The sequence below is a fragment of the Paenibacillus sp. LRG-1 genome, assembly GCF_057220305.1.
In genome coordinates this window covers 3062753-3088702 of record NZ_CM170126.1, presented here as the reverse complement: position 1 = coordinate 3088702, position 25950 = coordinate 3062753, and the positions used below count along the sequence as shown (strand labels likewise).

The window sequence follows — 25950 nt, the reverse complement described above, 5'->3', positions numbered from 1 at the left end:
ATGATTAAGGTATTGATAGTGGATGACGATAAATTAGTACGAAAAGGAATAAGCTCCGCGATGCCGTGGAACGAGTTCAATATGGAGGTTATAGGAGAAGCAAGTAACGGGTTGAAAGCACTGGATTTTCTGAAAGCCCAACCGGTCGATCTGATGCTGACAGATCTCGCGATGCCGGTGATGTCAGGTATTGAACTGATGCGAGCTGCAAGGCAGCTCTATCCAGAACTACATATTGTTGTATTAACACTGCATCAAGATTTCGATTATATCCAGGAAGCGCTCAGACTTGGAGCCATCGACTATATAGCCAAAGTTCAGCTCGAGAAGGAGCAATTCGAACACGTGCTGCATCGAATACATACCCGGATTGACGAGCTGGCGAATACAAGACGAAAGCTGCCTCTGCTAAGTGAGACCAATGTCCATTATCGCCATGTGTATGCACTTGTTTCACTGGATCGCAAGTCAGGACAGAGCTGGCCGATTGAACTGACATCCAATGTAGACGAGATCCGATGGGAGGTTGAACGGAACAGCTGGATGTGGACGGCACCCATGGACGTAGAGGATCAGCTGTTCCATAAACTGAAGGAATCCCTGGATCAAGTTCCCCAAGTCGCCTTGCTGGTTATGTCCGATGTACAAGAGCGAACATGGTCGCAAATCCAAAACTGGATTATGAATTATACAGAAACGTCCTTATTCTATGCATACAATCCTTATGATCCTGTCATTTCCGTTTCGATGAATGTGGAGGACTCATTTCCAATAGAACCGCAGGATGAAGACATGGATCGTATTAGGCAAAGTTGGTTCCTATCACCATGGACCCACAATGACAGTTATTACAACCAACTGATTGAACAGTTCAAATCACTAAGACTGCATAAAGGCCAGCTGATGGGATTGTTATACTCTATAGTTATGGAATGGAATCACCTTTTTGCTCAGACTACGCTGGGTAGAATCTCAATGATCCATTCTTTTCAATCCTGGTACGAAGTAGAAGATTGGATCAAGCAGACCTCTGTGGGCATTCGTAAGGCAGATGAACAGACTTCGTATTCACAAGAAATTGTAGACGCCGTGAAAAAAGCGATTATGATCATGCAAAATAATTTGGACCAAGCTTTTACAGCTTCAGGTCTGTCCCAACAACTGAACATCAGCCGAAGCTATTTCAGTCAATGCTTCAAGGATTTGATGGGGAAAACCTTTAATGAGTACTCCCGATTTATACGAATAGAGAAGTCTAAAGAGTATTTATTGAATACAACCAACACGATTTTCTGGATTGCGGAGCGAGTGGGTTATACGGATGAAAAATATTTCAGTCGAATTTTTCGCGAATTGACAGGTCTGCTGCCAAGCGAATATCGACAGCTCGGCAGGGGGGATAAATAGCGTACTCTCCCAGATGACCAATAATCCGGGCGAAAGAAGGGAAAGCGATGATTAAGAAGATGACTGCATGTGTTCTTGTCGTCAGCTTAATTACAGTGACAGTATATTTCAGCAACCCATACTTCCGGGAATCGCCAATGGGACCAACGAAAACAATCTCGGACACTGCCGCTGCCGATCCATTGGGGAAATATGAATATCCCGTTTCCATCCGACTGGGATATGTGGTAGATCCAACAGGCGCGGATCTCTCTGGAGGAGAAACACTTGAGAAGAATATATGGAAAACGATGATTAAACAAAACCTTAACATTGATGTCCAGGTATTATGGCAGGTGTCGAAGGAAAATCTGAGTCAGAAAATCGATCTGGCTATCGCCAGCAATGATCTGCCGGATGCCATGATTGTAAATCAGCTGCAGCTGAACGAGATGATCAAGGCTGGAGAAATTGAAGACCTAACCGAGGCATACAATAGTAGCGCATCACCGGAAATAAAAAAAATTATTGATAGCACAAACGGATTGGCTATGGAACAAGTGACCTTCGATGGCAAGATGATGGCTGTTCCTTCTGTGACAGCGGAAGACTTCAGCATGCTCTGGATTCGACAGGATTGGCTGGACCGTCTTGGACTGAAGCCGCCGAAAACGGTAGATGATCTGGAAGCTATCGCCAAGGCCTTTGTAGAGAATGACCCAGATGGAAACAGTAAGCGGGATACGATTGGCCTTGCTTCAAGCACTGGACTGTATAACGATTTCAACAACAGTGCTTTTTCTTTTGATCTAACCCCAATCTTCGCAGCATATGGATCTTTCCCGGGATATTGGCTGAGCAAAGATGGAAAACCTGTATACGGTTCGGTTCTACCGGAAACGAAGGAGGCCTTGGTCAAACTGCGTGAAATGTACGCCAAAGGCCTTCTCGATCCAGAACTGGGTATCCGCAAAGAAGCGGAAGAAACAGTTATTAACGGTCAGGCGGGGATGTTCTTTCAAGGTTTTTATGCTGGGTACTGGCCCCTTCCGAGCGCTTGGCAGAACGAGCCGGAGGCGAACTGGCAAGCATACGCACTCCCGCTGGATGCAAACGGAGCATACCATGTGAAGGTGGATAATCCGTCAAGTTCATTCTTGGTGGTACGAAAAGGATATGCTCATCCCGAAGCGATCATTAAAATTAACAATCTGTACCTTCGTGATGAGTTCAAGTACGGTACGCGTTTTATGCTGGGCCGCAATTTCTTTGCTCCGGCAGATGAAGCACGATATGAATCGAAGGCAGCGCAGGATATTCTGATGGGAACCAAAACACCCGCCGATTTCAAGGACAAGTCTGAATACAAATTGCTGGAAAACTTAGTTTCGACAATAAAACAAACCAAATTGAAGCCTTATGATCAATATGGTATTTCCTATTGGAATGATCACAGCGACAGCTTTATGCGGGGTTATTCGCTTCTTGTAGGCGGAAGAAATTTTTTCGATCCAAACATCCATAAAGTTCAAAGCCTTACCTATATACGAACTCCAACGATGGAGAAGGCTTGGGGTGAACTATCAAAACTGGAACATGATACATTTTTGAAAATTATTTTAGGCGCTGAACCGATCGATTCATTTGATCAATTTGTCGAGGAATGGAAGGAACAAGGGGGCGATCAAGTGACTGTGGAGGTGACCGCAGCCCATAATCATCGCTGAAGACCATCATGAATGTGATACGATAAATTCTACAAGACACTTTTATAATTCCATTAATCAAGCCGACAGATTCCTGTTTCAGGAGCTGCCGGTTTTTTTGTTCTTCACTTTGATTAGTAAGTAAGGATAGACAAATGTATGTCGGTAGGTAGGATAAATGCTTACAGGCCAACTCAGGCTTTATGATCCTATATGAAACCGCATACATTTCTCTATCCAAACAGACGCACAATCCCTATCTCGATTTGTCTTCTCCGAGCTTTATAATGAAAGCGCAAACAACAATGATAGAGAAATATTCAGAACGAAGGGGAATCGAATGTGATGAGAACTAAACGGTTCATAAAAAGCAACATGTTGACGAGACGTCTGGCCGTGCTGTCGATGTCTGCTCTGATGATTTCAACCCTTGCAGCCTGTGGGGGTTCCTCCAACCCTCCCACTGCGGAGGAAGCGGGCAAGTATGAGGTAACACCGGGAGACCCATTCAGTGCCTATAAAGACGAAATAACCGTAACGATGGGTCGTGTGACTACAGCCAACCCGAAACTGCCGGCTGGAGATACGTATGAGAACAACGCTTATACTCGGCTGGTCAAAGAAACGTTTAACGCTCAGATTAAAGACCAATTTGAAGCCAACGGAGAAGATTACAGCCGTCAGGTTTCTCTCGCCATCGCCTCTGGGGAACTGCCTGACATGATGCGTGTCGATTCCAAGGATGAACTCAAAGAACTGGTTGATAATGATCTGATTGAAGATATGACGGAAATTTACAAGCAGTATGCCACAGATAACATCAAGAACATTTACGAATCTTATGAGGGCCGTGCATTAGATAATGCGACGATAGATGGACGTTTAATGGGACTTCCGGCTACTTCCCTAGATTCCGCGCCAACCATGGTCTGGGTTCGTCAGGATTGGCTGGATTTACTGGGTATCCAACTTGACGCAGACGGAGACGGGGCCATCAAGCTGGATGATGTGGAGAAAACGGCCGAGGAATTCTTGAAAAGAGATCCTGGCCAATCCGGGAAACCGGTAGGTATTCCCTTTGTGAACACCCTGAATACAAGTGACTATAATGGTTCTGCCTATACCATGCTGGGAGTTGCCTCCACCAAGGGTGCATTCCCTCAATACTGGATGAAGGGGAAGGACGGCAGCATTGTTTATGGCTCGACAACTAAGGAAACCAAGCAGATGTTAGGCGTCATGGCAGATTGGTTCAAGAGAGGCCTCATCGACCCGCAATTTGGAACACGCACATTTGATGATATTACGGCACTGTACACCAACGGCCAAAGCGGTATTGCTTTTGGACCATGGCATATTCCTGACTGGGGTCTGAGCAGCGTTAAGCAGATGGATAAGAATGCGAAATTCACGGCTTACACTTTGGAGGATGCAGACGGAAAGGTAAACGTGGCACACGCCAATCCAGCCAATCAGTTTATCGTTGTGAGAAAAGGATATGAACACCCGGAACTCGCCGTTAAAATAGTAAACCTTTTCTACGATAAACTGGCAAATGATAAAAATGTGGAAACATCTATGCCAGAAGCCGCCAAGTATCAAGAGAACGGCGTAGACGGTTCTACCAGACCTTTTAATATTGAAGTCAACTCGGCTACCTCGCTGCTGGATGATTACTCTGACGTTGTTCGCGGGATTAAAGGGGAGATCAGTCTGGATCAGGTCCGGACAACCGAATCAAAGAACAATATTGAAAGTATCCAAACCTACTTGAGCGATATGGATACGGATAACGTAACAGCCTGGGCGAAATATCACTCGCGTATCAACGGAGTGGGACTCATCGACAAACTGACACGGGAAAACAAATTCGTCTGGATGACACCCGCTTTCTCTGGCACTACACCAAGCATGAAACAGACATGGGCTAATCTGACCAAGATGGAGCAGGAATCTTTCATCAAAATCGTGACTGGTGCAGAATCTCTGGATTACTTCGATACTTTCGTTAGCAATTGGAAGAAACAAGGTGGGGACCAGGTAATTCAGGAAATTGAAGACGAGGCTGCATCCGAAAAATAAACAATCATGAACTGCTAGAAGGGCTGCGATAAGCAGCCTTTCTTCAGGAAAGGGGTCCATCCATGAAACAGGGAAATGATAGAGCAAAAGTTCGGTTGGGCACGGGTGCCATGTATCATTTGATGATGCTTCCGGGAATTTTGTTTTTAATGGTATTCAGCTATGTTCCGATGGTCGGTGTCATTACGGCGTTTCAGGATTATATACCAGCCAAGGGGATGTTTGGCTCCAAATTTGTAGGGCTGAAGCATTTTATTTATATGTTTAAGCTGCCGGACATCGCACAGGTTTTTAGTAATACGTTGGTGATTGCCATTGCCAAGATTCTATTGGGAACAATGATGGCTATCATTTTTTCCATTTTGTTAAATGAGATCCGCATCAAATTCGTTAAAAAATCCGTACAGACAATTGTTTATCTGCCACACTTTCTATCCTGGGTAGTTCTAGCATCCGTGGTTGTTAACATGTTCAGTTTGGATGGAATTGTGAATCAAATTTTGGCTTTTTTCGGTCTGGAGAATATTAATTTTCTCGGCAGCAACACCTGGTTCCAGCCGCTGATTATTGGGACAGACGTGTGGAAGGAGTTCGGTTACAGTTCCATCGTCTATTTGGCTGCAATTACTTCGATTGATCCGGGTCTGTATGAAGCGGCAGGAATGGATGGAGCCAGCTGGTGGAGAAAAGTATGGCATATTACATTGCCAGGTATGTTGCCTATTATCCTGCTCATGGGAGTGATGAGTCTGACCAATATTTTGAGTGCTGGCTTCGATCAAATTTATAATCTGTATAATCCGGTTGTCTATGAGTCGGGAGATATTCTGGATACTTATGTATATCGGATTGGACTCGTTGGGCGACAGTATAGCTTCGGTACGGCTGTTGGCCTGTTCAAGTCAGTGATCGGTATTGTTTTGCTATTGTCCGCCAACCATTTGGCCAAGAAATACACCGACCGAAAAATATTCTAAGGAGGCAAAGCCTATGTCATATTCTGTAAGCCTAAAAGATCGAATTGGCCGGTTTGTCATCAATGCCATCGTCATATTGCTGGCATTGATCTGCCTTCTTCCGTTATGGAATATCGTTGCGATTTCATTCAGCAGCAGCGAGGCCGTGTCAGCTAATGCTGTAGGTCTCGTACCGGTCAATTTTACAACAGCAGCGTATACGAAAATTATCGATGATGCTCAGTTCTGGCGTTCCTTTGGCATATCTGTTCTACGTGTTGTGCTCACACTTATTCTCAACATGATTCTTATTATTTTAATGGCATACCCGCTCTCCAAGTCGAAAAGGGAATTTAGGGGCAGAAACATTTATATGAATGTTATGATTTTTGCCATGTTGTTCAGCGGCGGGATGATCCCGAGTTATCTACTGATCAAAAACCTCGATATGCTTAATACAATTTGGTCGCTTGTTCTACCGGGAGCTGTCCCTATATTCAGTGTCATCCTTGTCATGAACTTCTTCTCTGCTGTACCTAAGGCGCTAGAAGAAGCAGCATTCATCGATGGGGCGAATCCGCTCCAGGTTCTGTTCAAAGTATATGTTCCCGTGTCCATCCCTGCGCTGGCGACGGTAGCACTATTCAGTATCGTGGGAACGTGGAATGATTTCTTTAGCGGTTTGATCTATATGACCCAAGTCAGCAATTATCCGCTAATGACTTATATTCAGTCCCTTAACGTGAATATTGCCGAACTTCTTCAATCCGGCACCAACTCAGCACAACTCAGCAACCTGACTGAAATTTCAAACAAAAATCTAAATGCGGCCAAAATCGTAGTCGCTGTCATCCCGCTACTGCTGATTTATCCGCTGCTTCAAAAATATTTTGTGACTGGAATTGTTGTAGGATCGGTAAAAGAGTAATTGTATGATGTGACTTGATTAAGATAAAAACACTATGCGTCTATTGGAAAGGTTGTAATGAACAATGGAAAATAAAAATTGGTGGAAAGAAATCGTTGTATACCAGATATATCCACGGAGCTTTCAAGATAGTAATGGTGATGGAATCGGCGATTTGAAAGGAATTGTTTCCCGTCTGGACTATTTGCAGCAACTCGGTGTCGGTGCGATTTGGCTATCACCAGTTTGTAAATCCCCTCAGGATGATTTCGGTTATGATATTTCGGACTATCGGGATATTGATCCGATGTTCGGGTCTTTGGATGATATGGGGATGTTAATTCATGAAGCTGGGAAACGTGACATTCGAATCATAATGGATTTGGTGTTGAACCATACTTCCGATGAGCATCCATGGTTTCAAGAAGCAAAAAAAAGTAAAGAAAATCCGTACCATGACTATTATGTCTGGAGAGATGGCGTTGAAGGAATGCCACCAAACGACTTGGGTTCCATCTTTGGTGGTTCAGCTTGGGAATGGGTACCCGAGATAGGACAATATTATTTACATCTTTTTTCTGTAAAACAGCCGGATCTCAACTGGGAAAACCCAAAAGTCCGACAAGAAATTTACGAAATGATCAATTGGTGGATAGGCAAGGGTGTAGGCGGTTTTCGGCTTGACGTAATTGACTTAATCGGAAAAGAACCAGATTTGAAAATTACCAGCAACGGGCCGAATCTGCATAAGTATATCAGGGAACTCAGCAAGGAGACGTTTCAAAAAGCAGGAGACCTGCTGACGGTTGGAGAAACATGGGGCGCTACGCCAGAGATCGCCAAATTGTATAGCAACCCGGACGGCAGTGAGTTTTCAATGGTATTTCAATTTGAACATATTAGTTTGGACGAACAAGAGGGGAAAGGGAAGTGGGATCTTAAGCCTCTAGATTTTCAAGAATTAAAAAAAGTGTTATCTAAATGGCAGACAGAGCTGAAGGGGGATGCCTGGAACAGTTTGTTTTGGAATAATCACGACTTACCCCGAATCGTTTCTCGTTGGGGAGATGACGGAGAATACAGGATAGAATCGGCTAAAATGTTGGCAACCCTTCTTCATGGCATGCGAGGCACACCATACATTTATCAGGGGGAAGAATTAGGAATGACGAATGTTCAATATCCAATTGAAGACTATCGGGATATTGAGTTACTAAATTTCTACAAAGATAGAATTGAGAAAGGATACCCTGAAGATAAAGTTATGGAGTCAGTCTTTGCAAAGGGGCGTGATAACGCTCGAACACCAATGCAGTGGGACGCTTCCGACAACGCTGGTTTTACATTAGGGAACCCTTGGATTAAAGTAAACCCGAATTATAAGGATATCCATGCACAAGAAAGTTTAAATAACCCTGAATCCATATTCCATTATTATCGGAAACTAATCCGATTAAGGAAAGATCATGAAGTGATCATATATGGGGATTATGAGCTGATGTATCCCGAGAATAAAGATTTGTTCGCATACACTCGAACGCTGAAAGGAACCAAACTACTTGTAGTATGTAATTTTCAAAAATACACAACCCATCTCCCACTTCAGAAAGAGCTGGCAGAGACTAAACAGCTGCTAATATCCAATTATCCAAATAACATGTCTGATATAGAAATGCGTCCTTATGAAGCGAGGATGTACCTTATCGATACACTCAATAAATGAAAATGAATATCGTACAAAAGTGTATGATCAATAAATTTCTAATCTTAACTGGTTGAAAAATATTTATGAATTGAATTTAGAATAAGGGAAAAAGGATCAAGCAATATGAAAAGGGCATGGTGGAAAGAAGCTGTGGCTTATCAAATTTTTTATGGACTCCAATGGGGATGGCATTGGTGATATAAAGAGGATGATTCCTTTCATAGTCGAGGTATGAAAGGAATCATGGATTTGTTGATCAATCACACAAGCGACGAACACCCGTGGTTTATCGAATCAAGATCTCTTCGCTAGATTTGATTACTTACAGAATAAAGCTGAGACAAGTGACCTAAAGCCATATATCCAGCGCAATGTTATGGCCAAAATGGATTTAAATGTAGTTAAAGAAAGCCAAGAAACCATTGCCAATCGTATGGATGGGAAAATTCTCAGGGAAGACGATTTTGAGTCATTTAGGCGGTTTATATCTCATGATTTCGGAGAAATCAATAAAGAGAATAAACGTATTTTCAATTTCCATCAGTTTAATCGTGAACGGGATACAGCCATTGTTTCCCTCATTTTAGGATCTGGTCTTAGGCTCTCTGAGGTAGCAGGTATTAACATTGAAGATCTGGATATAAATAAAGCTTTAGTGCGTGTTATACGCAAAGGTAATAAAGAACAATATGTATATTTCAGCAAGCAAGCGTTACTGGATTTAGAAAATTATCTGCAGATCAGAGAATCTAGATATATCCCAGAAAAAAACGAACCTTTTTTGTTTATTGCAGCTCCCATAGGTCGTAAAGGAAAAAGCAGACGCTTAACTCAGCGATCCATAGAGAAACTGATCGAAAAATATGCTACAGCTTTTGGAAAACCAGCTTTAACCGTGCATTCTCTGAGACATTCATTTGCAACGCGTTATCACCTGGAGAATAATGATGTACCTAGATTAAAAAATCAATTAGGGCATTCATCCATTCAAACAACAATGATTTATACTCATTTAACTGATGAAGAGATGAAGAATGCGGTGAATAATATGGATAAGTAATGTAAACCTCGAAAGAAATCAAAAGTAGTTTTATAACTACTTGTAATGATATTTTACTGAAACAAGAGAATGAACATGAAAATGTGACAACAAGTTTATCCCTTTCAAAGAAAATGGTATCAGAAATATGATATTCAAAATGCTTTAGGCTTATTCCAACAGAAGTCATATAAGAAATGGGGTAAACTTGTTGTCACTGAACATCAACGGACAAATATCACGTGTCCAGTGACACAAAGCTTAGCCCTTACTGAATCCTTATAAAATAAGGATTTTTTTATTTTAGGAGAAACTTTGTGTCACAAATTTGCGACACAAAGTTTCACCCTTTCGAGGTAAATGACACAAAGTTTCACCCTTTTGAGGAGTTTGTAACATTTAGAGCGGCAGTAAATTTAGAATTACTTAGTGGTACGGCTAAATATAATTTTGCTTAAATCGACCTTATGTAGTCTGGTTTGACAAAAATAGATCTTTTTCGAAAGAGGAGTGCAAAGTACTTTGACGAATTAGGTTGTTAATACTATTTTTCACAATGAGGCGGGCATATGTATAAACCTATTATTTCAAAAAAACTCGGGGTAAATAGATGGTTTGTATTTAGTAAGAAGTTAAACCGGGAAGTTAGGCTATATGGACAACTTGAGTATGACCATTGGGTATTAATTGAAATGGATCCGCAAGTAATAAACTATTGCGAAAAGCCCTTAGAAATTAATCATTCATACTTTGGAAAACCTGACACGGCGTTGATCGATATGTGGGTCAAAAGGAAAAGTAAAGAGGAGTTTATAAATATTGCCCACTCCCATCAATTGGATTCTCATAATGAAAATTTTAATATCGGCATGTTTGAAAAAATAAATGCTGTGAAACTTTGGACACAGTCTAATAATCATAGCCATGTAGTTACAATGGAAAGCGATATTTATTCAAACTCAATACTCCTGGAAAATAAGAAACGCCTACTTCCTTATAACTATGATATTGCTTCATTAAATCTAGAATTAAAAGATAGAATAATTAACCATGTTAAAAAAGGATTGATTAACATAATGGATCTCGAAGCGCAATTACTAAACGAAACAAACATATATGACTTTCAAAAAACTCTATATATGCTAATTATCCAAGAATTGGTTTCAAGTAACATTAATCAAAATCCACTTGGTCCTGAAACGAAGGTGTTTTTACGTTGAGCAGAAAACGCTTATTAGAAATGTTCCAAATGCACGAGAAATATCTTGATTTATCAAATTGGCCTATAGTAAATAAGTTATCTTTAGATCAAGCTAGTCTTGAATTGTATGAAAAACGTGAACTTGCAGTCAGTTTATACATGCAACAAAAGTTAACCAACCAAGAAATATTTGAAGCAACGGGCATAAATGAAAAGGAAGTGCGTCGTCTTATAAAAAGATGCTTAATGTGGGATGATGGTACAGATATTATTTGGGGGTTTCGGGCTCTGATACCACAAAAGAGAGTTTCTAATTATCAAAGAAAGTCACATACATCTGCCTTTGCAAAAGATGGAAATAATCGTATTCCAAAATTAACGGGGGCATTCTCCAAACTAATGGATGAGTACCCATTAATAAAAGAAAAGCTTACAAAAGCCTATCTTCGAAAAATAGGGTCCCGAAAAGAACCTCAGTTTGTGAGAGGCAACGATATTCATTATTACTTTTTAGAACTTTGCAAAAAAGAAGGATTAGGTGAAAGAGATTATCCGTTTAACACATCGGACCAAGGAAAGAGATCTTTATATCGTTACTTTAAAATAATAGAATCTAAAAATTTTGGTTCAGCAGCAAGCCTCTATGGTCCAGAAGCATCGCGAAATGCAAGAAAAATGAACTCAAAAAATACTCAGTTAACAACTCCCTTGCTAGTTCGGCCATACCAAAGGGTTCAATTTGATGGGCATCGAGTTGATGCATTTTTTACAATATCATACAAAACCCCTGAAGGGGATTGGGTAACAGATACGATAGAGCGGGTATGGTTACTGGTCATTATTGATGTAGCCACTCGAGTTATAATTGGCTATTATCTAAGCTTGAATAAAGAGTATACGCAATATGATGTCCTTAAATGTATTAAGAATGCAGTAATGCCGTATTCAAAAAGGTCATTACTTATCGATGGCTTAAACTATCTCGGATCAGGTGGTTTCCCTTCTGAGGTGATACCACAAGCAGAATGGGCGTTATGGGATGAATTTAGTTGTGACAATGCGAAGGCTAATCTATCTGAATTGGTTCGCGATCGCTTGTATCATGTGGTAGATTGTAGGATAAATCCCGGTCCTGCTGGAGTACCAGAGTTTAGAGGAATCATCGAAAGATTTTTTCGTACGCTTGAAAACCGAGGGTTCCATAATTTGATAAGTACAACTGGAAGTCATCCAAATGATCCAATTCGAAGAGACCCAGAAGGCGCAGCTAAGCGGTATGAGATCTCTTTAGATCACCTGGAAGAACTCACTGATGTCCTTATCTCAGATTACAATGGAACACGCCATGGAGGTATAAACAATTTTTCGCCTCTTGAACTGATGAAACAAAGAATAGAATTAAGAAATATGCTCCCCCGAACATTAGAAGTTTTTAAAAGGAAGGATATCATCTTCTTTTCTTTACAATTGGATAGAACAATACGAGGTAATGCGAAGAATGGTAGGCGTCCTTTTGTTCATTACGAGGGTGTAGATTATCGAAGTAGTGTTCTTTCTAATAGTCCGTTTTTAATAGGAAAAGAATTAACATTGCTCATCAATACTGAAGATTTACGAGTTATTCGAGCATTTCTGCCTGATGGCAGTGAGTTTGGTTACCTCACCGCATCTGGAAAGTGGGGGATAAGCCCCCACTCATTAGTGGAGCGTAAGGCGATAAACAAATTGCGCGATAATGGAGATATATCTTTTACTCCTTATCAAAATCCCGTTGCTGTATATCACGAATTTATAAAGAAGAAAAGTTCAAAGAGCAAACGTTATCGAAGTCATTATGCAGAAGTTTTACGAAAAACTAAAGAAGAAGAGCTACGGAGGATTGATATTCAAGAAAGTGAGGATGTAATGGAGCAAATTGTAAGTGAAAATAGTCAATCTTCAACTCAACTTTCGTCATTAGAAAAAAACATAAGTAAACAAAATGAAACGATAACAAAGCCATTAAGGACTTTCAACTACTAATTTGGAGATGGATATATGAATACTATTGAACGTCCTCTAGTTCCTTTGGGAAGCCACCCAGTTGAGAGAACAACATATCTTATTGGTACTAAGGAAGTCGCAAGGATGTATGAAGAAATTAAGCAGTGGATAGAAAATCGTTCACCTGGTGGGCTGGCTTATGGGCGACCTAGACTAGGAAAATCGAGAGCTATTCGCTATCTATCTCAAGCACTTCCGTATGACTTCGGTGACAATTTACCTATCTATCATATATTATGTGACTTAGGTAACAAGACAATGAACGAGAATAAATACCTAGAGGAATTATTAGTAGGTGTAGGACATGCAATTCCCTATTCAGGTAAAACCATCATGAAAAGAGAGCGACTAATTAAGTTTTTAAAGCAGAAGGCCGAGACATCCGGAACTCATCGAATTATTTTCTTTATTGACGACGCTCAAAGTCTTGTGGAATTACAATATGAGATTCTTATGGATATTTATAATAAGTTGGAGGCGGATGGAATTAGTTTAACTGTAATTCTGGTTGGACAAGAGGAGCTGATTTATCAACGAACGGCTTTTTTAAGTGCAAAAAAGGCTCAAATTGTCGGGAGATTTATGGTGCATGAATATAAATTTTCGGGAATTAAAAAAATGGATGATATAGAAACCTGCTTAGATGGTTACGACGTAGAATCGGAATATCCTATTGGAAGTGGTTGGTCGTACACAAGATATTATTTTCCTGACTCCTTTGAAGATAATTTTAGACTTAAAAATTATGCAAAAGATATTTATGATATTTTCAATGAATTAAGAACCGAAAATGGTTTACATGGTGAGTTTGAGATTCCGATGCAATACTTTACCTTGTCTGTTGAATATGTTTTAAAAAAATTTGGTATGGATGGGAGATCTGTAGATTATCTAACCAAGGTACACTGGCAAGAAGCTATCCAAAAATCAGGTTATATCGAAAACGAAATATATATGGATGTCTTATCTTAATCAGGTGAGGTAAAAATGGCAACTATTTTTCAATTAGAAGAAAAAAAGGTTGATAAAACTATGTATGCTAAGATTTGTTGGAGATCAGATTGGATTTCTCCCTTTGAATCTCCATGGGGGTTATTTGAAAAGTTCAAACACGCTAATGAGGCAGATATGAAGGACATTCTTCAGCTCTTTGGAAATGAGAGGGTTAAGGCTTTGAAAAATCCTTCAAGTAATCTAATTAGAGATCTAATTAATCTAAATGCTTTTGATCCTAGTAAACTTTTAGAGGGCTTACAATATGACCTTGTCTCAACAAATGAAAGGTATGTGAAGAGCATTGTAGGAGTAATGCCGGATTGGAACTTTGACGGTCCAAAGAAATTCGAAAGCCCAATTTTTTTTCGGAGAGAACTTGCTTATTGTGAACAATGCTTTAAAAAGGGTTATCATAGTTTATTTCACCAATTTGTCCTTTTAAGCGACTGCCCATTTCATCTAACACCTTTGAAATACGAGTGTCCATCTTGTAGCTCTAAGATTCCCTATCTGTTACTGCGCAATGAATTTAGAGCCCCCTTTATCTGCAGATGTGGATACAATTTCCTATCATATAATGATTATACCTTAATTGACTGGAAGCCTACTTCTATAGAAGAGTTACACTCGGAAGTAGTGAAAAAATGGATAAATCTAAATGATTCTCAGGTTGAACGATTGGCGAGCCTTTTTATTGATCCTAATTTTGATTGGGCTTCAATGCCTAACGCACTTGAAAAAGTGTACGATTTAATTAAGAAGGAAGATGAACGTAAATCTTTAACTGATGAATTTGATAAACATAATCATTACGTAGTATCTAGCTCCTCATATATTAAAAATATAAGAGGAATAAAAGAGAAGCGTGAAGATCAAATTTATACCAAAAAGTACTATCCAAAAATTAATAGTGATTATATATGGAAAATGAAGTATCTTGAATTCATCAAAGAACTGAATCAGTCATTTGAAATAACAATTAGCGGGTTAGCAAAGCATATTAGGAAAGAATTATCGGATCATAAAACTTGTATTAAACATTTTTTTAGAAGCTTAGAAGAAAAAAATAATGAACCTCTTTGTCCTTATGCTTATGCATATTTAAACTGGCGACATTCTTTACAGAATTTTTTTTTTCTTGGAGGAGTAGATAATTGTAGAACTCCTGACCGAAGTGAAGGACCCTATTTACGTTTCCCTCCTTACTTTTCGTATCAACTTTCAGAGCTATATCGCTACTTTAGAAGAGAAACCGAAGATATAACACTTGAAAGTCGGGCATCTCTAAAATGGGGACTTAATCGAATTATTATTCACTTTGCCTATCATTATTTTTTGAATTGGTTGGAGAAATCGGCGGATTTTGCTAATAGACGTGTTAAAGTTGGTACTATTCCATTCGATCAGAACGATGTTCCATTTTACATTGCTAAATTACCCTGGTCAGATAATGAAAGTTATGAATTTCACTGGTGGAAAGAAAAAAAAGAAAAAAAGGAATTGCATCTTCTGTGTCCATATAATTCTGTTAAGAAAAGAAGAATAAAACAAAAAGCCTACAAGAGAAATCGAATAGATTAGAAATAATAAATCAATTTACCGATATTGGTTGTGACTTATCTAGAAATCAAAGAACAGACAAACGAAATATACGGAATTTTGTAAATGAAAATAGAAAGGGACTAATGTATCTATATTTACTGAGAGAAGTAAGGATCACAAAATTTTGTATACTTGATAAGATAGAGATTAGAACCAATCATCTTAGAAAATCACCTTAAGAATTCAGAGAACTATTATTTTTTTAATTGAAATGTTCAGTTGAAATAATGAATACGTTTTTTGAATGGCTCATTGTATACTAATAGGATATTAAGAATGAGCGAGGTAATTGTTGTTTCTAATGATCGGATCGAAATGAAGTCTGGTAGATACTCAACTAATGGTGAAGTCTGGTCACACGTCAATATTTTTGAAATCATTCAGAAAAATCATTTAAACCAAAAGAGCACTGCAGTTTCTTTCAATTCTGCAGGCTCTTTTTAATTATTTAGCCATGATGTCTGCGAGTTCAGTTGCTAAAGACTTAGATCCAGACAATCCCTTAAGATAACGAAGATGTCCAGTTGAAGACCAATCTATATCCTTCAGCTTTTGTACAGCGCGGGTTAGTGACGTGTAGTCAATTTTCTTTTTTTCAAGTGAAAAAAACTTGTCAAGTACAATCCCAGCAGCTATAGACAAGGCATCTAGACAAACTATATGAGTTATACGATGACCGCCATAATCCAACCATTCATAAGAGAACGTGTCTTTTAAAGTATTGTAATAATGTAGTGCAATATTGAGTTTTTCCTCTTTTGATAATAATGCTACATCATCCTTCTTAAATAAGAAATGAAGAGTACGATATAGATTTTGCAAGGTAATGTGCCGGGCTTTAACTCGTTTCCCGATAATACTGCCAATGTTATAAAACGGACTTTCTTTGCGTACAAGTAATTCGGTGGCAACCCAGCTTAGCTCATCAGAGTCACGCCTTAAGTATTTACTGAGGGAAGGGCCGATCCCTTTGGCTTTAGTGTTAATGGTATCAAACAACTGAATCTCCTCATCTTCGTCCAGAGAATGAAACGCTAAGAAAGGAACCATAATATCTGCGTTTGTTTCTTGGATATACCTCTGAATGCCACCAAGCCGATGCTGTCCATCCATAAGAGAAGCCTTCCCTTTACATAATAGGCGGCCATAATTAGGCCGTAGTTTGTCATAAGCGCTAAACTCCCAGTTAGAACAAGCATTTAACAACACAGGCGTGAATAAAGCATCATCGCCTTTGGATAAGTACAAAGCAAAATCATGACAACGTTTAGGATCTACTGGGCGTTGGTATCCTTTTCCTGACTTATCGTCATAAGGTTTAACAAAAGTAAGGTTTAACGCTATTGTGGCTGGCACGTTACTTTGATAAATAACCTTGCCACGCATTTTGCTTTGGATCACGTTTTCAATAACAACTTGTTGCGGTATTCTTTGGTCCATAATATTGTCACTCCATTATGTTTGATGAATAAAATAAATATAGAACTTATAAGTTCTTTTTACAATGGTATTTATAGTATAATGATCTGTTTTGATTTCGCTCATCTATTTAGGCTTAATGTAGGTGGTGGTATCAGTGACTGATTTAGCTGGACTTATTGGGGTTCGTATTCGGCAAATAAGAAAATTGCGCGGCTTAACCCAAGAACAACTTGGCGAGCGTGCTCAGTTACAAAGTACATATATAGGAGGAGTAGAGAGAGGGGAGCGGAATATTTCTATCGAAACCCTTGAAAAGCTGATTAAAGCTTTAGAAATGAGCCCTTCTGAGTTTTTTTATTTCGGCGACAATCCTATTGAAAAAAATACAGATAAAAATAAGCTAATACACATTTTTACTTCGAAACTTATGAAACAAGAAAATAAGAATATTCGTAAGATGATTAATATTTATAAAGAGATCTTTGAATAGCAATTCAGTCTAAACCGCCAATGTGGCTATGGAAATCACTCTTGGATGATGATAATAAGAGCTGTCCCTATCTGTAATGGAGAATACTGAGTTAGTGACGTCCCGTGACCATTCTGCAGAGAAAGCACCTAGCATAAAGTTTAGAATGTCCTTGAACCACAACACATATTGGAGGACAAAAACAAAACCTTTGAAGGGTCTAGTTCTTGTCCTTTACTCAAATGAATTTGTCCCCCTATTGTTTAAATAAAGATCAGCTTCTATTAACAAACATCCCCAAATAATGCATCTAATTGTTCCGCTAAAACTTGATGGGATACAGATCGTTCCTTTGCAAACTATTGCTTAATTGTACTGTCGCTTCTTAATCAAAGTGACAAGTGTAGATAGCCATTAAACTGAGTGGTATAATCCAGGAGGATATTTTGTAACTTGAAGAAACGTATAACAACTGGCTATAGCTATTATAGTTGGTTGTTTTTTAGTAGATAGTTCTGTTGCTAGCTAAGAAAAGGATTAAGATATTACGAATGCTTGGGTAGTTCAGCATAGTATTGGACAATAAAGTCTCTAAATCAAAATGTTTTTTAATGTTAAAGTTTCTTCGACACAAGATTACTTACTTAGAGATCAATTTAAGAATGATTCTTACAATGAAAATAGTAGTTGTTTCAAAGCTATAGACCACTATGTTAGAAAGAAATTCATCAAAAAACATCCTATTTTTTTGGAGCCTGATTAGGGAACTGTGGAATCATTTAATCGGGTACGGTATTCTTACAGTTATTAGAGGGGAATCCTGATGAGAAAATGCTTGAATTTTTATGGGGGTGTTTAGCAGATTTCCATGAAACAATTGGCGAAAAATGAACGCGCGAAGAAATATAAGTGTGGGGATTTAGCCAGATCCTTTTTTCGTTTTTTATGATATTTATAGATTTTTGGATAGTAATAACTCAATTTATTTACATTTATATCATAACTAAAACAGGTTATTACTACACCCCGTCATGTAGACAGTACAAGTTAGTAAAGAATTACCTGCGCCGAACCAGACGGCAGAATTAGCAAATGCAATGACGGTGGAGTCGGAGCATGTGTTTTGGATTGCAATGATCGTAGCGGTGATCGGTCTGGTGATCTCGTTCTTTATCCGCCGAGTGATTGTAAGCCAAGCTTCAGCGGTAACTTCACCGCATTAATCATTTTTATTCAATCGGAGGAAAGTAGCCTAAGCGCTAGGAGATTTGGTTCAGGCGGAAAAAGATAAACATTGGGGACTGTCAGAGGCGGGCGTGGGAACCATTCGACGCGCGCATTCCGTTCAGCCGCTCACGGCCATCGAAAGCAATTCGTTGTGGTGGAGATGTCCGGAAGACGAACTGCTGCCTACGTTAGAAGAACTCACCAGTTTGCTGTCTAGGGGCTTTTTTTAAGTCTATTAAAATGGGCTAATACCCATGGAGTTGTACGTTTCACAACTTTCTCTTCCGTCTAATCAAATAGCCCTCTAGTGAGATAGGCACAGTAAATAAAATGTCTTTATTAAGGTACAGTCTAACCGTCCATACCATTTTCAAATTCTGTTTTACCTTTAGCAGAGTGATGATCAGACAATGGCGTTTGAGAAAGTAGGGCTATTATGTCTGCCGGATGCAGGCTGGTATTTCGATATTCCTGCATGGCTTTTGTTTCCCTTACTTCGTTCTCAACCTTCGTAAAATCTAGGCGCAGGGTACGGATGACTGGTCGAAGAAGGAAGGAGAGAACCGACAGGCGCCATTAATGTAAAGTTTTGTAATCAATATCCTTAAAACATTAGATGATTTAAAAAATACTGACTGAATGTAAGCTACAGTAACTTACCGATTTTTGGTGGTTGCTAACCTTTAAATACAGATGTTTGTTAGGAGGGATGATTTGGAACATAAAAAGGCAATTATTGATGCCCTCACACTTTCAGTAAACAGGTTAGGAAAAGAAAAAATGAATGAATATGAAAAAGGTAAGATAGATGGACTGAAGGATGCAATGCGATTAATTTATATGCTGACTTCTCCTCATCTTAAAAATAAGAAACCAATAGACATAATTATTGATGATCTACCTACCAACAACAAAATTAACTGAAAAATAGGAATATCGATTGATTAGAAACAATATATTCATTCATTTAATGCTTAGAATTAACTAGCGCATTAAATAAAATAGTGTTTGAATATTCGACAGTTACAGGATGAGATATCTGCATTATTTTACATTCCTGATGCAGCAAAGAGCTAGAATTCTTATTGAAGATACCAAACAACTTACAATTTCAATATAGATATTCCCTTGCTTAAAAATCTTCATTGAAATGATATATTATAATAGTAGTATAAATTTCAAAAAACTGATGTATGAATTTTTTATTTTGATCTTTGTGCTTATGTGTGACCCCTGCGGAAGTAGCGGCAATCGAGTTGCGCCAAAAGCTGCCGGGTTACATGGTGCCCGTCGAATTTCGTACAGCTGGAACAATTACCCCTGACGCAGAACGGTAAGGTGGATCGCCGGGCGTTACCACAGCCGGAGGGAAGCGTAAGCTTTGTAGCTCCGCAAACTTTGATATCGACCGCTAGGGCTTATATTTGTGGTTTTTTAAAAGACGTTTCAGGGGAACCTAGAGCGTCTTTTTTATTACCTGAGTATAGTTTAAAAAATTTACTAACAACCTTCATTTAGGAAGCAACTTATTTTGTGTTCGGGTACTGATGGTATTATAAAGTGGCTGGATTTGTTAGGTATACGCGTAATCTTGATAAGCCATATCATATTCTTCCTGTGTTATTTATTGGTTGGCAACAGAAAGATTCTCTTTAGACTTCTTGGTTACAGCAAATGAAATACCACGCATCATCGAATAATCTTGATTAAAGATTATTCGATGATGCGTAATGACACACCAATGTTCAAATTTAACAAGTACTGTCCAAAAAGAGAATACCCGTAAAAGCTACTTAATGAGATAATTTAAAACATTAATAGACGCTAATGCAATCATTACGAAAAAAGAGTATTGTCTATCTTGGATACTGTCCCCGCATGAATGAACTAAAAATAAATTCTTTACCCATACAAAATGATATCACTTACAATTCAAATTCTAAACTTAATAAATCGAAGGGCAAACTGACTATTCTTCCCCAAGTGTCTTATTAGAAAAATCCGCACACTATGCTAAAACCTCAACCGATATTCGGATTATATAATTGTTAGGATTTTTCTCTGCATGATAACTAAGCAGTTCCATTCCGTATACATCTCCGCATACTATCATCCCATGACTATCCATGTATTTTTTTATAATCGAATACGTATCTGACATCGTTTCGTATGACCCTTTATGATCCATGACCACATATTGCCCTTTCGGTTTGATAAACAATCTTTCTCCCTGAATAGGAGCTTTCAACATATTGGCCACATAATCGGGATAGTAATCCCCTGATACAAAACGTTCCTTAGATAGAATGGCCCAGATAGGGAATTCTTGATTTATAAAGTGTTTCTCACAATACTCTCGATGTTCACTTAATTTGCTGGCAAACCCCTTGTCACCATCTTCAGGGTCTAACTGTGTAGCAATGAAATATTCCATTTCACTTTGCTCTAACGTCGGAGCATCTCGCAAAACATGCATGGCCTGCTCCGTCATATCGATAGCACTTTTCAGAAAACTCTGCATCCGTTCTATTCTAAGGTGTTCAAGTTCCAGAGCACGTTGTTTCTGTTTTAGAAGTTTTACGAACATAGATGTGTTCTGATTCTGAATAAATTCCTTGATCTCTTGTAGTGAGCTTCCTGTCTTCTTAAGTACATTGATAATATCAAGCACGTAAGACTGATGAATAGAGTAATAACGGAACCCTTTGGAATTGGTGAACTCAGGTTTCAAAAGTCCAATTTCGTCATAATGAAAAAGGGTATGTTTAGTTACCCCACATGTTTTGGCCAGCTCGCTAGTAGTAAAGTATTGATGATTTTTTTTAGACACGGTTTCTTCCTCCATCTTGATCTTCAAAACTTTGTTTTCCATAGTACCCTAGGAATTCGAGTTTGACTGTAGGGTAACCCTATATATTAGAATGACAAGAGCACAAGTCAAATAATGCATATAGGTATAGAGGAACGAAAAAGATGCTAGCATTCAAACGCGGGATGATTCTATTGATCGTATAAAGTGCGCTTCTGCCATTGTTATGGATATGACTATCCTTTACACAGCTCTACAAGCTTGACCCGTGATCTGGGTACATCTGCTTTAGAAAAACTATGGATTTTGAATGGTTATTCGCTCGTTATGGCAGGTCTATTCCCGCAGGTGGCTGACCAGGCCAGTGGAATTTACCCTTGGATATATTCAAGATGAGCAAGGTGCAGGCTAACGATGAGTGGCAGCAGCAAAATGTTAGGTTATTATACATAAAATAAGCCTATTTTTTTAAAAAAGTTTGGTGTTTTAATATTTGTTTGGCTAACTTAAATATGAAAATATATGATGGTATGTATTGATAATAGCAATATATGGGATGGTTCAGGTCTGTAATAATGAAATTTTTGTGTCTTTATTCCAAAAAAAATAAAATAAAAATAGAAAAACAATTGAATAACTCTTAAATATATATTAGGATAACAAAAAATAACATTGATTTAGTTTCGCATAATATTGTGTTTAGCTTACTGCTATACATAGGCCTACATATACTCAATACATCTGTGTAGCAGCGAGTTGAATAATAAATTTAAGGAGGAATAAAAATGAAAGTATTGTTAAGAAAAGCATTACTGTCTGGACTGGTTGGCCTGCTCATCATGATAGGTTTAGGGGGATTCTTCTCAAAGGCACAAGCTGCCTCAGGATTTTATGTGAGCGGAACCCAATTGTATGATTCTACCGGCAAGCCGTTTGTTATGAGGGGCGTCAATTATGCTCATTCCTGGCACAAAGATGAACTTTACACAGCTATCCCGGCAATTGCTCAGACAGGTGCTAATACAGTTCGGATTGTACTTTCAAACGGAAACGTGTACCAGAAGGATGATATAAATAAAGTGGAAGAAATTATCTCCTTAGTCACAAGTAATAAAATGATTCCTGTGCTTGAAGTTCATGACGCTACGGGCAAAGACGATTACGCTTCTTTAGATGCGGCTGTGAATTACTGGATTAGCATAAAAGATGCTCTAATTGGCAAGGAAGACAGAGTTATCGTAAACATTGCTAACGAATGGCACGGAACGTGGAATGGTAGCAATTGGGCGGAAGGGTACAAGCAGGCTATTCCTAAGCTCAGAAATGCAGGAATCAAAAATACGCTCATCGTCGACTGTGCCGGATGGGGACAGTATCCTCAGTCTATACCGGATTTTGGACAATCTGTGTTTGCAGCTGATTACTTGAAGAATACGGTATTTTCCATCCATATGTATGAGTTCGCTGGTAAAGATGCTCAAACTGTACGCAGCAATATCGATAGTGTTCTGAATAAAGGGCTTCCTCTGATTATTGGTGAATTTGGCGGTTACCATAAGGGAGCGGATGTCGACGAGACAGAAATCATGAGATACGGCCGATCCAAAGGTATTGGCTGGTTAGCCTGGTCTTGGCATGGTAATAGCTCCGAATTCTCCTATCTCAATCTTGCAACAGGACCTAATGGTAATCTGACGGATTGGGGCCGAACTGTAGTTGAGGGGACTAATGGGATCAAAGAAACATCGCAAAAAGCTGGTATCTTCTAAAACCACACAGCCCAAAATGAAGAGCTTATATCATGATAGCCGCTCCTGAATTTTCAGGAGCGGCTTTACGTTTAATTTAAATGAGCTTTAAATACATACCCTGCATGTAGGGGGGGATTCTACCTATTCTTTTTTTCGATACATAACTATGTTAAATGTCAAAGGACAAGAACTTGTATTTAATTAAAATTTCTATACCAAATAATCAAAGTAAAGTAGCTACAACAAACTTATTAGAGCATTTTTCCTAAATTTCTGAAGTGATTTCATTCGGAAACTTTCATCATTAAGTATATTTGCAATTAAATATTAAATGTTAACTTTTGCACAAAAAAATATAGGGGGTTGACTTTTTCTTTCGATGAGGGGGGTACTTGACACGCGTGTGCTATGATCAAAAAGTTGAAAGTTCTCCTCTATACGAAAAGTCACATTTTTTCAAAGAAATGTGACCGAAGAGCTGAAGTGGTGATACATAACGTCCGCTTCCGAGTTTAACTCTTCAAAGGATTTTAGAGAGAGAATGAGATAAATATACAAGGAGGTTCAGATATGAAAATAACTCAATGCGCTGCCTGCTACCGAGGCTCCGGTGAACGAGCTTACTAATATAAAAATGATCCCGTGCTGCAGATAGTAATGCAGTGAAAATTAGTAAGAAATAGAGGAGTGAAGGTATTGCAATCAGGTACTGTTTCAGAACAACAAAAGGTTCCAAATGTTAAAGTTTTACCTATTATGTTTTCATTAATGCTGGCCGGTATAATAGGTACGTTTAATGAAACTGCAATTAATATAGCTATTAGCGATTTGATTAATCGGTTTGCTATTACGGAATCCACAGTCCAGTGGCTAAGTAGTGGTTATTTACTCACACTGGGAATTTTAGTTCCACTTTCAGGATTGTTGATCCAGTGGTTTACCACGAGGCAACTTTTCTTGGCCTCACTCATTATCTCAATCGTAGGTTCAGCTATTGGAGGCATGGCCGGAAGTTTCGAAATCCTGTTGATAGGACGTATATTACAAGCTGTAGGAGCGAGTCTCCTGTTCCCATTGATGTTCAATACAGCTCTAATCATATTTCCGGCTGAGAAACGCGGATCAGCGATGAGTCTGGTTACGCTTGTTTTCACTGTGGGACCTGCTATAGGCCCAACCATCTCGGGTCTATTGCTCGATAAGCTGAGTTGGCATTGGATATTTTGGGTATCTTTAATGACCCTGCTGATTGCTTTACTCGTTGGCGCTACGTATATAAAGAATGTATCACCAATAACTAAACCACGTATCGACCTTTACTCTTTGATCTTGTCAACCTTGGGTTTTGGGGGTGTCGTGTACGCTGTTAGTACCGTTGGAGAAAGCGATCATGGCTGGAGCAACTCCAAGGTCATTGTATCCCTAATCGTGGGCATTATAGCCTTGATACTATTTGTATTCCGGCAACTGAACATGAAGAAACCGCTTATGAACTTAAGAACGCTTAAAAATCCGATGTTTGTTATCGGTACATTGCTGGTGTTCGTTTGCATGATGTCTGAAATGTCGGCCATGTTTATTCTTCCGATGTTTATGATTCGCGTTCTTGAAATAAGCGCTCTGAAGGTGGGTCTCATTCTTCTTCCGGGCAGTATCCTTTCTGCTGTTTTTCCCCCGTCATTGGGACGCTCTTTGATAAATTTGGAACCAAATTTCTAGTTGTTCCCGGCTTGCTCTTAACCGTGGCCTCACTGTGGTTCTTTTCTAGTATTACGATGGCATCCACGATTACTTTGATAGTGATCCTGCATTCCTGCCTAATGATTGGAGTTCTAATGGTATGGATGCCTTCTCAATCGAATGGGCTTAATCAGCTTCCTGCCGAGATGTACCCGGATGGAACGGCTATAATGACTACGCTACAGCAGATTGCTGGGGCTCTCGGATTAGCAGTAGCGGTTAGCGTTATGACAAGCGGAGTAGCAAGCTTTATGAAGGATGTACCTAACCCTTCAGACCCGACTAATACAAAACTGGCATTGATTGCAGGGATGCAGAACGCACTTTTGTTCGCTATGTTGATTGCCGTTGCTGGGCTTGTTCTTGGAGTCTTCGTTAGACGAGTGAAAGTCGCCAAATCAGACTGGTCATAATGAGGTGAGCCTATGCATATGTCTGAAGCCGATCTCATGGAGCTCCTTACATCGAATCCTCATGTGAAAATTCGAGAGCAAGATCAACGATTGGTAAAACCTCGGGAGCCATTGCCTACTCAACGTCCCGCATTTGATAGCGATGCGGAGGAGCGCTTCTATAATAAGCGAATAGTTCCCTTGATTATTGCAGGTTTTCTCCATAAGTTGGAACTGCATAAAACCTTTGAGATTGTGGAGGCTGTGGAGCATTGCGGCAAGAAATACAAAAAACGTGTATATACACCAGACTTCTATATGGAATTCAAAGATGGCTCCGTTGAAGTCGTCGAGATTAAAGGCCGTATCATCAAAAAAATACAACGAGATTATCCTCTTCGGCGTCAGCTTTTTATTGTAAACTACTGTCTTCCAAATAACTGGAAGTTTCTTGAGGTGCACGATGATGAGATATAGAGCGGAGATGCCCACCTCTTGATCGGAGCATTATAAAGTA

General features: G+C 39.2%; 17 protein-coding genes and 4 pseudogenes. 18 read left to right on the top strand and 3 right to left on the bottom strand.

The features are described 5' to 3' along the window. From ACUUJN_RS13470 to ACUUJN_RS13415, 12 genes and pseudogenes are all read left to right on the top strand, one after another. Window positions 1-1407, top strand: coding sequence for a response regulator transcription factor (locus ACUUJN_RS13470; protein ID WP_028541594.1), 1407 nt, complete (start codon window positions 1-3; stop codon window positions 1405-1407). Window positions 1408-1454: 47 nt separating this feature from the next. Next, window positions 1455-3113: an extracellular solute-binding protein gene (locus ACUUJN_RS13465; protein ID WP_484668578.1), complete on the top strand. Its 1659-nt coding sequence runs from the start codon at window positions 1455-1457 to the stop codon at window positions 3111-3113. Window positions 3114-3437: 324 nt separating this feature from the next. After that, the gene (locus ACUUJN_RS13460) at window positions 3438-5174 is read left to right on the top strand and encodes a type 2 periplasmic-binding domain-containing protein (protein WP_484669756.1); all 1737 of its coding nucleotides are present in this window, start codon (window positions 3438-3440) and stop codon (window positions 5172-5174) included. 62 nt (window positions 5175-5236) lie between these two features. Then, a complete protein-coding gene (locus ACUUJN_RS13455) occupies window positions 5237-6151 on the top strand; it encodes an ABC transporter permease (RefSeq protein WP_160790627.1) in 915 nt (304 codons plus the stop codon). Window positions 6152-6164: 13 nt separating this feature from the next. Then, window positions 6165-7058 (top strand): carbohydrate ABC transporter permease, encoded by an 894-nt coding sequence (locus ACUUJN_RS13450; RefSeq protein WP_023988798.1) that lies wholly within the window; start codon window positions 6165-6167, stop codon window positions 7056-7058. A 64-nt stretch (window positions 7059-7122) separates the two neighbouring features. Next, complete coding sequence (locus ACUUJN_RS13445; protein ID WP_340959918.1) at window positions 7123-8760, top strand: glycoside hydrolase family 13 protein; 1638 nt, start codon at window positions 7123-7125, stop codon at window positions 8758-8760. Between the two features lie 105 nt (window positions 8761-8865). Beyond that, window positions 8866-9045 (top strand): annotated as a pseudogene (locus tag ACUUJN_RS13440) (alpha-amylase family glycosyl hydrolase); the annotation flags it as partial. A gap of 7 nt (window positions 9046-9052) precedes the next feature. Next, window positions 9053-9802: pseudogene (gene xerS / locus ACUUJN_RS13435) on the top strand (tyrosine recombinase XerS); the annotation flags it as partial. A gap of 548 nt (window positions 9803-10350) precedes the next feature. After that, window positions 10351-11001, top strand: a complete 651-nt coding sequence (locus tag ACUUJN_RS13430; RefSeq protein WP_484668577.1) for a PDDEXK family nuclease — start codon at window positions 10351-10353, stop codon at window positions 10999-11001. Next, entirely contained in the window at window positions 10998-13004 is a 2007-nt protein-coding gene (locus ACUUJN_RS13425; RefSeq protein WP_484668576.1) for a hypothetical protein, read from the top strand. The genes ACUUJN_RS13430 and ACUUJN_RS13425 overlap by 4 nt, the downstream gene beginning before the upstream one ends. Before the next feature lie 15 nt (window positions 13005-13019). After that, window positions 13020-13997: an ATP-binding protein gene (locus tag ACUUJN_RS13420; protein ID WP_484668575.1), complete on the top strand. Its 978-nt coding sequence runs from the start codon at window positions 13020-13022 to the stop codon at window positions 13995-13997. A gap of 15 nt (window positions 13998-14012) precedes the next feature. Further along, the gene (locus tag ACUUJN_RS13415) at window positions 14013-15602 is read left to right on the top strand and encodes a hypothetical protein (protein WP_484668574.1); all 1590 of its coding nucleotides are present in this window, start codon (window positions 14013-14015) and stop codon (window positions 15600-15602) included. A 465-nt stretch (window positions 15603-16067) separates the two neighbouring features. On the opposite strand, the gene ACUUJN_RS13410 is transcribed toward ACUUJN_RS13415, so the two are convergent. Continuing rightward, entirely contained in the window at window positions 16068-17063 is a 996-nt protein-coding gene (locus tag ACUUJN_RS13410; RefSeq protein WP_484668573.1) for a DGQHR domain-containing protein, read from the bottom strand. 136 nt (window positions 17064-17199) lie between these two features. Here ACUUJN_RS13410 and ACUUJN_RS13405 point away from each other — a divergent pair, with 136 nt between their 5' ends. Both ACUUJN_RS13405 and ACUUJN_RS13400 read left to right on the top strand, forming a co-directional pair. Then, window positions 17200-17535 carry a helix-turn-helix domain-containing protein gene (locus ACUUJN_RS13405; RefSeq protein ID WP_484668572.1) on the top strand — a complete coding sequence of 112 codons (336 nt, stop codon included), beginning with the start codon at window positions 17200-17202 and terminating at the stop codon, window positions 17533-17535. Between the two features lie 1262 nt (window positions 17536-18797). Next, window positions 18798-18941 (top strand): annotated as a pseudogene (locus tag ACUUJN_RS13400) (aldo/keto reductase); the annotation flags it as partial. Window positions 18942-19092: 151 nt separating this feature from the next. Here ACUUJN_RS13400 and ACUUJN_RS13395 read toward each other — a convergent pair. Further along, entirely contained in the window at window positions 19093-19218 is a 126-nt protein-coding gene (locus tag ACUUJN_RS13395; RefSeq protein WP_484668571.1) for a hypothetical protein, read from the bottom strand. Window positions 19219-19455: 237 nt separating this feature from the next. Between ACUUJN_RS13395 and ACUUJN_RS13390 the strand changes: the two genes are divergently transcribed. Then, on the top strand, window positions 19456-19665 hold the full coding sequence (locus ACUUJN_RS13390) for a hypothetical protein (protein WP_484668570.1): 210 nt from the start codon (window positions 19456-19458) through the stop codon (window positions 19663-19665). Between the two features lie 1084 nt (window positions 19666-20749). Here ACUUJN_RS13390 and ACUUJN_RS13385 read toward each other — a convergent pair. Further along, window positions 20750-21571: a MerR family transcriptional regulator gene (locus ACUUJN_RS13385; RefSeq protein WP_484668569.1), complete on the bottom strand. Its 822-nt coding sequence runs from the start codon at window positions 21569-21571 to the stop codon at window positions 20750-20752. Window positions 21572-22335: 764 nt separating this feature from the next. On the opposite strand from ACUUJN_RS13385, the gene ACUUJN_RS13380 reads away from it, so the two are divergent. The 3 genes and pseudogenes from ACUUJN_RS13380 (at window position 22336) to ACUUJN_RS13370 (ending at window position 25910) form a co-directional block, all read left to right on the top strand. After that, window positions 22336-23319 (top strand): glycoside hydrolase family 5 protein, encoded by a 984-nt coding sequence (locus ACUUJN_RS13380; RefSeq protein WP_430179954.1) that lies wholly within the window; start codon window positions 22336-22338, stop codon window positions 23317-23319. A gap of 738 nt (window positions 23320-24057) precedes the next feature. Continuing rightward, window positions 24058-25454 (top strand): annotated as a pseudogene (locus ACUUJN_RS13375) (DHA2 family efflux MFS transporter permease subunit). A gap of 12 nt (window positions 25455-25466) precedes the next feature. Further along, window positions 25467-25910, top strand: coding sequence for a DUF1064 domain-containing protein (locus ACUUJN_RS13370; RefSeq protein WP_484668568.1), 444 nt, complete (start codon window positions 25467-25469; stop codon window positions 25908-25910). The last annotated feature ends 40 nt before the right edge of the window (window positions 25911-25950 follow it).

Bases quoted from the DNA above. Each gene is read 5' to 3' on its own strand.
- ACUUJN_RS13370 (WP_484668568.1), top strand. From the start codon at position 25,467: ATGCATATGTCTGAAGCCGATCTCATGGAGCTCCTTACATCGAATCCT.
- ACUUJN_RS13465 (WP_484668578.1), top strand. From the start codon at position 1,455: ATGATTAAGAAGATGACTGCATGTGTTCTTGTCGTCAGCTTAATTACA.
- ACUUJN_RS13395 (WP_484668571.1), bottom strand. From the start codon at position 19,218: ATGCAGGAATATCGAAATACCAGCCTGCATCCGGCAGACATAATAGCC.
- ACUUJN_RS13380 (WP_430179954.1), top strand. From the start codon at position 22,336: ATGAAAGTATTGTTAAGAAAAGCATTACTGTCTGGACTGGTTGGCCTG.
- ACUUJN_RS13445 (WP_340959918.1), top strand. From the start codon at position 7,123: ATGGAAAATAAAAATTGGTGGAAAGAAATCGTTGTATACCAGATATAT.
- ACUUJN_RS13410 (WP_484668573.1), bottom strand. From the start codon at position 17,063: ATGGACCAAAGAATACCGCAACAAGTTGTTATTGAAAACGTGATCCAA.
- ACUUJN_RS13450 (WP_023988798.1), top strand. From the start codon at position 6,165: ATGTCATATTCTGTAAGCCTAAAAGATCGAATTGGCCGGTTTGTCATC.
- ACUUJN_RS13415 (WP_484668574.1), top strand. From the start codon at position 14,013: ATGGCAACTATTTTTCAATTAGAAGAAAAAAAGGTTGATAAAACTATG.
- ACUUJN_RS13455 (WP_160790627.1), top strand. From the start codon at position 5,237: ATGAAACAGGGAAATGATAGAGCAAAAGTTCGGTTGGGCACGGGTGCC.
- ACUUJN_RS13470 (WP_028541594.1), top strand. From the start codon at position 1: ATGATTAAGGTATTGATAGTGGATGACGATAAATTAGTACGAAAAGGA.
- ACUUJN_RS13430 (WP_484668577.1), top strand. From the start codon at position 10,351: ATGTATAAACCTATTATTTCAAAAAAACTCGGGGTAAATAGATGGTTT.
- ACUUJN_RS13460 (WP_484669756.1), top strand. From the start codon at position 3,438: ATGAGAACTAAACGGTTCATAAAAAGCAACATGTTGACGAGACGTCTG.
- ACUUJN_RS13420 (WP_484668575.1), top strand. From the start codon at position 13,020: ATGAATACTATTGAACGTCCTCTAGTTCCTTTGGGAAGCCACCCAGTT.